The sequence below is a fragment of the Bariatricus sp. TF06-38A genome (genome assembly GCF_027690675.1).
In the GTDB taxonomy this organism is placed as follows: Bacteria; Bacillota; Clostridia; order Lachnospirales; family Lachnospiraceae; genus Allocoprococcus; species Allocoprococcus comes.
The window spans coordinates 21,143-29,016 of the sequence record NZ_JAQFCE010000036.1 but is presented as its reverse complement, the minus strand read 5'-3'; the positions used below and the strand labels follow the sequence as shown (position 1 = coordinate 29,016).

Here is a 7,874-nt window from a genome sequence, read left to right as displayed (position 1 = left end):
CAGTTATCAATGTTCTTTTTTGTTGTTGCCGTTTCATGCGACAGCTTTTATATTATATCAAAGTGTTTCATGTTTGTCAACAACTTTTTTAAATTATTTTTTGTCGCTTTTTTTGAATCTCTCAAACAGCAACTCTGATATATTATCATATATCTTCTTGCTTGTCAATAACTTTTTTGAAGTTTTTTCAAAAGTTATTTTCAAACAAAACGGAGAAAGAGGGATTCGAACCCTCGCGCCGGTTGCCCGACCTACACCCTTAGCAGGGGCGCCTCTTCGGCCTCTTGAGTATTTCTCCTCAGCCCGATCCAAGGTCTGTATTTAACTGCGTGTTTACATACTTTTAATGTAACTTCACAGCGCATTGATAATTATACCTAAGAACCCTTTTTCTGTCAACGGTTTTTTCGATTATTTTTTTCTTTTTTTAAGTTTGTTTTCTAATTATCTATATATAGAAGAAGCAGACTCTTTTTCACTATATCTAGCAAAGAGTCTGTCCTTTTTACCTTATCTTTATTTTATGCTTCCTTTGGTTCATATTCAGATATGGTTTCTTCTATTCTTCTTTTTACTTCTTTTGCGATCTCTGTCGTCTTCATATTTTGATATTCTTCATAATAAATCGGTTCCAGGAAATGTACCTGTACCGTTACCGGTGCGATACTATTTGTATCAAACGGTTTAAAAGAATCGATCAACGCAATCGGTATGATCGGGCATTTCGCTTTTGTTGCCGCCTTGAAGCTTCCACCTTTAAACTCAAGAAGCTTGTTCCCCATCTTCGAGCGGGTTCCTTCTGCAAAGATCAGATAGTTTCTTCCTTTCTTTACTTCCTCTGTAACATCCATGATCACTTGCATAGACTGACGGATATCTTCGCGGTCGATCATGTAGGCCTTCATACATTTAAATGTCTGCTTGAGAAGTGGAACATTTGCCACTTCTTTTTTTGCCACCACCGAAAACGGACGCGGGCAGGCATCAACAATTGCGAGTACGTCATAAAGCCCTTGATGATTCGGAAAAAACATAAACCCTCCCTCTTTGGGGATATTTTCTTTTCCATATGCTTCGATTGTTACATTTCCGCCTTTATTGGCTCTTTTGACAATATATTTCAGAAGCTTATATCGGGTGATCTCCGGATACTTGTCTACGTGCGCGGCATAGTAACACAGCTTGCACCACATAAACGGAACAAGCAGAATATTCCGAATTACCATAAGTGCAATTCTTTTCACGCAATTCATTCCCTATTCCTCCGCATACTCTTTGACGGCTGTCTCGTATAAATTATTGCCCTCGGAGTCGATCACAACAATTGCCGGAAGGTCTTCGATCTCCAGGCGGCGGATCGCTTCTGTGCCAAGATCATCATATGCGATCACATCTGCTCTTTTGATACATTTTGAAAGAAGCGCGCCTGCTCCTCCGACTGCTGCAAAATAAACTGCTTTATTTCTCACGATTGCATCCTGGACAGCCTGACTTCTTTTCCCTTTTCCTATCATTCCGCCAAGCCCCAGATCCAGAAGGCGTGGTGCATATTTGTCCATCCTGCTTGCTGTTGTCGGTCCTGCTGAGCCGATCGGTCTTCCTTCTCTCGCCGGAGATGGTCCCATATAATAAATCATCTGATTCTTAATATCAAGTGGAAGCTCTTTTCCTTCTGAAAGCACTTCATCCATTCTTTTATGAGCAGCATCACGGGCGGTATAAATAACTCCCGTAAGATATACATAATCTCCTGCTCTTAAATCCTGTATTTCTTCCTTTGCTACTGGAACTGTAATATGTCTTTCCATATCCTTTTCCTTCCTGATTCTTTTTCTGTATTCTGCTGCGGCGTTTTTAATCGCTAACAGGAGTCTTATAATTCTCTTAAAATAATTTCAGCCAGTTTCTCAACTGTAAAGTCTACAAAACTAATGCACTGCGCTTTTCTCTCCGGAGAATTTTTTTCTTTTCCTCTTGTCAGCACACGACAGCAGGTTGCTCCGCAATGTTCTTTAAATGCGTCGTGAAACTCTTTCGTCAGCCGCTGGCATTTCAAAAAGGCTTCATCTCCAGGTGTTCTTCTTCCGAAAAAATAGCCGATGCACATGGTTGCTCCTGCAAGCGCACCACAAATACAGCCACCATCTCCGAGCCCCCACGGGAATCCGGATGACATAGCGATTGCATCATCTGACAGATCAAGATCAAAACCCTTTTTGATCGCATAGATCACCGACTCTGAACAGGCGAACCCTTTCTGAAAAATCTCAACCGCATCTTTTCGCATTGCGTCTACGTCTACATTTGTATTCATAATTATCCTCTTTTCATTTTCCTTTAAATATTACACATCCTCTCACCGGGCAGAAACCATTTGTAACATGCTTCATCTTCGCACGAGTACATATCTTCGGCACAGAAAGTCTTTTCAGGATCCCCCCCGGTAAATTAAATAGTGCGGATCACATGGCGGTTAACATGACAGCAAATATTTACAGCTACCGGAAGTCCGGCAATATGAGTCGGATAAGTGTTGACATTGACAGCCAGCGCGGTTGTACTTCCCCCAAGTCCGCCCGGTCCGATTCCAATCTTGTTGATCCGCTCCAGTAATTCTTCTTCCAGTTCTTTTACATATGGAATGTCTGAATGGCTTCCGACTTCTCTTGTAAGTGCTTCTTTTGCCATCAGTGCGCATTTTTCAAATGTGCCGCCGATTCCCACGCCGACAACCATCGGAGGACAGGCATTCGGGCCGGCATCTTTTACTGCCGTAAGAACTGCTTCCTTTACTCCTTCGATTCCGTCTGCCGGTTTCAGCATAAATACACGGCTCATATTTTCGCTTCCAAAGCCTTTTGGTGCGACCTTGATCTTCACCTGATCGCCCGGAACAATTTTATAATGAATGATTCCCGGTGTATTATCTTTTGTATTCTCTCTGAGAATCGGATCTTTCACAACGGATTTTCTCAGATATCCGTCAACATAACCCCGACGGATCCCTTCATTTACCGCATCTTCCAGGTTGCCGCCTTCGAAATGTACATCCTGTCCGATCTCAAGAAATACGACTGCCATTCCAGTATCCTGGCAGATTGGGATCATATCTTTTCCGGCGATCTTCAGATTATCCTGAAGCTGGCTTAATATCTTTTTCCCCAGTGGTGACTTCTCTGTTGAAACTGCATTTTTCATCGCAATGTCCATATCTTTTGAAAGAAAATGGTTCGCTTCAATGCACATTTCTTTGATATTCTTTGAAATCTCTTCCACGTTCAATGTACGCATTGGTTTTTCCTCCTGCATTTCATAATCTGATTTTTATTATACTATGGTTTTTTTTCATCTGCAATGTAATCATCTTCAAATAAACCAGTATTGCCTCTAATTGTTAACCTTATAAAATTTTAAGTTGACATTCTTTCTTTTGCATGGTAAAGTGTGAAATGTATTTGATATTTTTTACCAAGGAAGGTTTACTTATGATTTCTGAAATTGAAACAACTACAGATCCGGTGCTTTCACGAGAAGATGCGATTGCAATCCTGAATACACCGGACGAAGAACTCGATCAGCTCATTGCACAAGCTGAAAAACTGCGCAGAAAATATAAGGGCAATCATGTAAGTATTCATATTCTTACCAATGCCCGCAGCGGTAACTGCTCACAGGACTGCGCTTACTGTGCACAATCCTGTCGTTCAAAAGCCGATATCGACAAATATAAGTGGGTAGCTGATGAGAAGTTATATAAAGATAATGATTTTGTAAATGAACATCATCTTTCCAGACACTGCATCGGACTCAGCGGTATGAAATTCACCGACGAAGAGATTGAAGAACTGGCTTCTAAGATCCGCAAGATGAAGGAAGACGGAACTCACCTTTGCTGTTCCATCGGATTTCTTACTGAAAAACAGGCTCTAATGTTAAAAGAAGCCGGACTCGACCGGATCAACCACAACCTGAACAGCAGCCGGGCTTACTACAGTCACATCTGTTCTACCCATACTTTTGAGCAGCGCGTTCAGAATATCAAAATGCTTCAGAGACTTGGATTTGAAATCTGCAGTGGCGGAATCATTGGAATGGGCGAAAGCAAAGAGGATGTTGTTGATATGCTTCTGGAGCTTCGTGAGATCCAGCCGGAAGCTCTGCCGATCAACTTCCTGTTGCCAATTCCGGGAACTCCGCTCGGTGATGCCGATATTTCCGAACTCACAACTGAGTATTGCATGAAGGTTCTCTGCCTTGCAAGACTTCTGGTTCCGCAGTCAGATATCCGTTGTGCTGCCGGACGTGAGGTTTATTTTAAAGGTGAAGAAAAGAAGCTTCTCAGCGTTGTAGATTCCATCTTCGCTTCCGGTTATCTGACCGCAGATGGTCAGGGAATCAAAGATACGATCCGGACGATTACGGATGCCGGTTTTACATATGAGATCGAATCTGCTTAATTTATTGACACGCCGAACATTATTAACATTCTAAAAGGAGAGTACATAACATGACTCAGGGAAACACACAGACACTTCGTACAACCAATACTTATGCAATGGCGGTAACAGCTCTTATGACCGCTGTCACCTGCATTCTTGCACCGCTTTCCATACCGATCGGACCGGTGCCGATTTCACTTACCAACTTTGCAATTTATCTTTCTCTCTATCTTCTGGATTGGAAGAAAGGAACGATCAGCTATATCCTTTATCTTCTTCTCGGACTTGTGGGACTTCCTGTATTTTCCGGATTCACCGGAGGAATCGGAAAGCTTGCCGGACCAACTGGCGGATATATCATTGGTTTCATCCCAATGGCAATCATTGCCGGTATTGTAATTGACAAATTCAGTCAGAGATGGATCCAGATTCTTGGAATGATCGTTGGAACCGCAATCTGCTATGCATTCGGAACTGCATGGTTCTGTATTCAGGCAGGTTACACTGTATCTGCTGCCCTTGCAGTATGTGTCATTCCATTTATCCCGGCGGACCTTATCAAGATGGTGATCGCCATGATCATCGGACCTGAAATCCGCAAAAGACTCGGAGCTGTTGCACAGTAAGATGCACGGCGTCTGCCAGAATATTTGAAGTCTGGCAAAATAATAATTTAGCCCCCTCTACAAAGTCCGGAAAGCCTGTTTGCTGCAGCGTTTCCGGGCTTCTTTGTTTTTTTAATCCGGCTTTTACCAGAGCAAACGCAAGCCATGCCATAACATTTCTTTCCATGCAGCCTCACAAAACAAAGCAAGAGACCAGACAAGGCATTTGCATATTCCCTGTCCAGTCTCTTTATGATTTATCCTGCTTCTGTATTTCTACTTTCGCTCAGATCTTTATTCTTCTGTCTGCTCTTCTACAACCGTCTCAGCAGTTGCTTCTGTATTTGCTTCTTCTGCAGTCTCTTCTGCGTTCTCCTCCAGTTCACCTGAAGCCCTGCGTACCTTTGCGATACTTGCAACTTCTTCGTGTTCCTTCAGATTGATCAGTTTAACACCGGATGTGATTCTTCCGAGTACGGAAATCCCCGCACATTCCATACGGATCACGATACCATCTGTGTTGATGATCATAATCTCATCATCCGGACCTACTGCCTTCGCACCGACTACATTTCCGGTCTTCTCTGTGATCTTATAGCACTTCACGCCTTTTCCACCACGGTTCTGGGCTGTGAATTCTTCCATGCGGGTTCTCTTGCCCATACCCTTTTCAGATACGATCAGAAGCTCTTCACCCTGCGCATCAAGCTGCATTGCAACAACTTCATCACGGTCACTTAAATTCATACCACGAACGCCCATAGAGGTCCTTCCGGTTGAACGTACATCAGATTCATGGAAACGGATGCATTGACCATACTGCGTAACGAGAATAACATCTCTTTCATCATCCGTAATCTTAACTTCGATCAGTTCATCATCCTCACGGAGTGTGATCGCAGCAAGTCCTGTCTTTCTTACATTTGCGTAATCCAGGATCGGCGTCTTCTTAACAAGACCTTTCTTGGTTGCCATGAACAGATAGTCACCTTCCTTGAAATCCTTGATCGGAATCATTGCTGTGATCTTCTCATCCGGCTGAAGCTGAAGGATGTTGATAATTGCTGTACCTCGGGAAGTTCTTCCTGCTTCCGGAATCTCATATCCCTTCAGGCGATAGCAGCGTCCGGTATTGGTAAAGAACATAATATACTGGTGAGTATTGGTCATGAACAGCTCTTCTACATAGTCTTCATCCAGAGTCTGCATACCCTTGATACCCTTGCCGCCACGATTCTGGCTCTTGAAAGTATCGTTGCTCATTCTCTTAATGTATCCCATCTTGGTCATGGTGATCACTACATCTTCTCTCGGGATCAGATCCTCTGTAGAAATGTCGTATTCATCAAATCCGATGGCTGTTCTTCTGTCATCTCCGTATTTTTCAGAGATCACAAGGATTTCTTTCTTAATTACGCCAAGCAGAAGCTTTCTGTCTGCGAGGATCGCCTTGTACTCTGCGATCTTCTTCTCAAGCTCTGCATACTCTGTTTCCAGCTTCTCTCTTTCCAGACCGGTCAGAGCTCTCAGACGCATATCCACGATAGCCTGGGACTGTGCATCACTTAAGTTAAAGCGGCTCATCAACTCTGCTTTCGCAATCTGTACGGTCTTGGATCCACGGATGATCTTAATGACCTCATCAATGTTATCCAGGGCGATCAGCAGACCTTCCAAGATGTGTGCACGTTCTTCTGCCTTATTCAGCTCGTATTTGGTACGTCTGGTCACAACGTCTTCCTGATGTTTCAGATAATGGTTCAGGATTTCCAGAAGGCTCATAACCTTCGGCTCATTATTGACCAATGCAAGCATGATCACACCAAATGTATCCTGCAGCTGTGTATGCTTGTAAAGCTGGTTCAGAACGACATTCGGGTTCACATCTCTTCTCAATTCGATGCAGACACGCATACCTTCACGGCTTGACTGGTCGCTCAGGTCTGTGATTCCATCAATCTTCTTATCTCTTACAAGCTCCGCGATCTTCTCGATCAGGCGGGCTTTGTTGACCATATACGGAAGCTCGGTTACTACGATTCTGTGCTTTCCATTCTGCATTGGCTCGATATTGGATACCGCACGCACACGGATCTTTCCACGTCCTGTACGGTAAGCCTCTTCGATTCCTCTTGTTCCAAGGATTGTTGCTCCCGTCGGGAAATCAGGTCCTTTGATGATCTCCATGATCTCTTCGATCGTGGTCTCATCTTTATCTTCAATCTGGTCATCAATAATTTTCACAACCGCACCGATGACTTCTCTTAAGTTGTGCGGTGGAATATTGGTTGCCATACCTACCGCAATACCGGAAGTTCCGTTTACCAGAAGGTTCGGGAATCTTGACGGAAGTACGGTCGGTTCTTTTTCTGTCTCGTCAAAGTTCGGTGCAAAATCAACGGTATCTTTATTGATATCCGCTGTCATTTCCATCGAAATCTTACTAAGTCTTGCCTCGGTATATCGCATTGCGGCAGCACCGTCACCGTCCACAGAACCGAAGTTGCCGTGACCGTCTACAAGAATGTAACGGGTAGACCAGTCCTGTGCCATATTAACGAGGGCTCCGTAAATAGAACTGTCACCATGCGGGTGATATTTACCCATGGTATCACCGACGATACGCGCGCATTTACGGTGCGGCTTATCAGGACCGTTGTTCAACTCGATCATCGAATAAAGAATACGTCTCTGAACAGGTTTCAGACCGTCTCTTACATCCGGAAGCGCACGAGAAGCAATAACACTCATGGCATAATCGATATAGAACTCTTCCATGGTTTTTTTCATATCCACTTCATGAACTTTATCAAAAATATTATCTTCCATT

Annotated in this window: 7 protein-coding genes and 1 tRNA gene; 2 read left to right on the top strand and 6 right to left on the bottom strand. The window is 43.6% G+C overall.

Going from position 1 to position 7,874, the window contains the following annotated elements; genetic code table 11:
- Positions 1–210 precede the first annotated feature (210 nt).
- From PG418_RS17740 to PG418_RS17720, 5 genes are all read right to left on the bottom strand, one after another.
- A tRNA-Ser gene (locus PG418_RS17740) sits at positions 211–298 on the bottom strand.
- Positions 299–521: 223 nt separating this feature from the next.
- Positions 522–1,244, bottom strand: coding sequence for a lysophospholipid acyltransferase family protein (locus PG418_RS17735; RefSeq protein ID WP_055158168.1), 723 nt, complete (start codon positions 1,242–1,244; stop codon positions 522–524).
- 12 nt (positions 1,245–1,256) lie between these two features.
- Positions 1,257–1,808, bottom strand: coding sequence for a Fe-S-containing hydro-lyase (locus tag PG418_RS17730; RefSeq protein ID WP_055158083.1), 552 nt, complete (start codon positions 1,806–1,808; stop codon positions 1,257–1,259).
- A 65-nt stretch (positions 1,809–1,873) separates the two neighbouring features.
- Entirely contained in the window at positions 1,874–2,314 is a 441-nt protein-coding gene (locus PG418_RS17725; RefSeq protein WP_022220240.1) for a C-GCAxxG-C-C family (seleno)protein, read from the bottom strand.
- Positions 2,315–2,448: 134 nt separating this feature from the next.
- Positions 2,449–3,291, bottom strand: a complete 843-nt coding sequence (locus tag PG418_RS17720; RefSeq protein WP_055248668.1) for a fumarate hydratase — start codon at positions 3,289–3,291, stop codon at positions 2,449–2,451.
- Between the two features lie 194 nt (positions 3,292–3,485).
- On the opposite strand from PG418_RS17720, the gene bioB reads away from it, so the two are divergent.
- Both bioB and PG418_RS17710 read left to right on the top strand, forming a co-directional pair.
- Positions 3,486–4,457 (top strand): biotin synthase BioB, encoded by a 972-nt coding sequence (gene bioB, locus PG418_RS17715; RefSeq protein WP_055297481.1) that lies wholly within the window; start codon positions 3,486–3,488, stop codon positions 4,455–4,457.
- A gap of 50 nt (positions 4,458–4,507) precedes the next feature.
- Complete coding sequence (locus tag PG418_RS17710; protein WP_055158092.1) at positions 4,508–5,065, top strand: biotin transporter BioY; 558 nt, start codon at positions 4,508–4,510, stop codon at positions 5,063–5,065.
- Between the two features lie 273 nt (positions 5,066–5,338).
- Here PG418_RS17710 and gyrA read toward each other — a convergent pair whose 3' ends face one another.
- Positions 5,339–7,873, bottom strand: a complete 2,535-nt coding sequence (gene gyrA, locus PG418_RS17705; RefSeq protein ID WP_008371392.1) for a DNA gyrase subunit A — start codon at positions 7,871–7,873, stop codon at positions 5,339–5,341.
- Between the last annotated feature and the right edge of the window lies 1 nt (position 7,874).

Coding starts and splice junctions, on each gene's coding strand:
- PG418_RS17730 (WP_055158083.1), bottom strand. CDS start 1,808: ATGGAAAGACATATTACAGTTCCAGTAGCAAAGGAAGAAATACAGGAT.
- bioB (WP_055297481.1), top strand. CDS start 3,486: ATGATTTCTGAAATTGAAACAACTACAGATCCGGTGCTTTCACGAGAA.
- PG418_RS17720 (WP_055248668.1), bottom strand. CDS start 3,291: ATGCGTACATTGAACGTGGAAGAGATTTCAAAGAATATCAAAGAAATG.
- PG418_RS17725 (WP_022220240.1), bottom strand. CDS start 2,314: ATGAATACAAATGTAGACGTAGACGCAATGCGAAAAGATGCGGTTGAG.
- PG418_RS17710 (WP_055158092.1), top strand. CDS start 4,508: ATGACTCAGGGAAACACACAGACACTTCGTACAACCAATACTTATGCA.
- gyrA (WP_008371392.1), bottom strand. CDS start 7,873: ATGGAAGATAATATTTTTGATAAAGTTCATGAAGTGGATATGAAAAAA.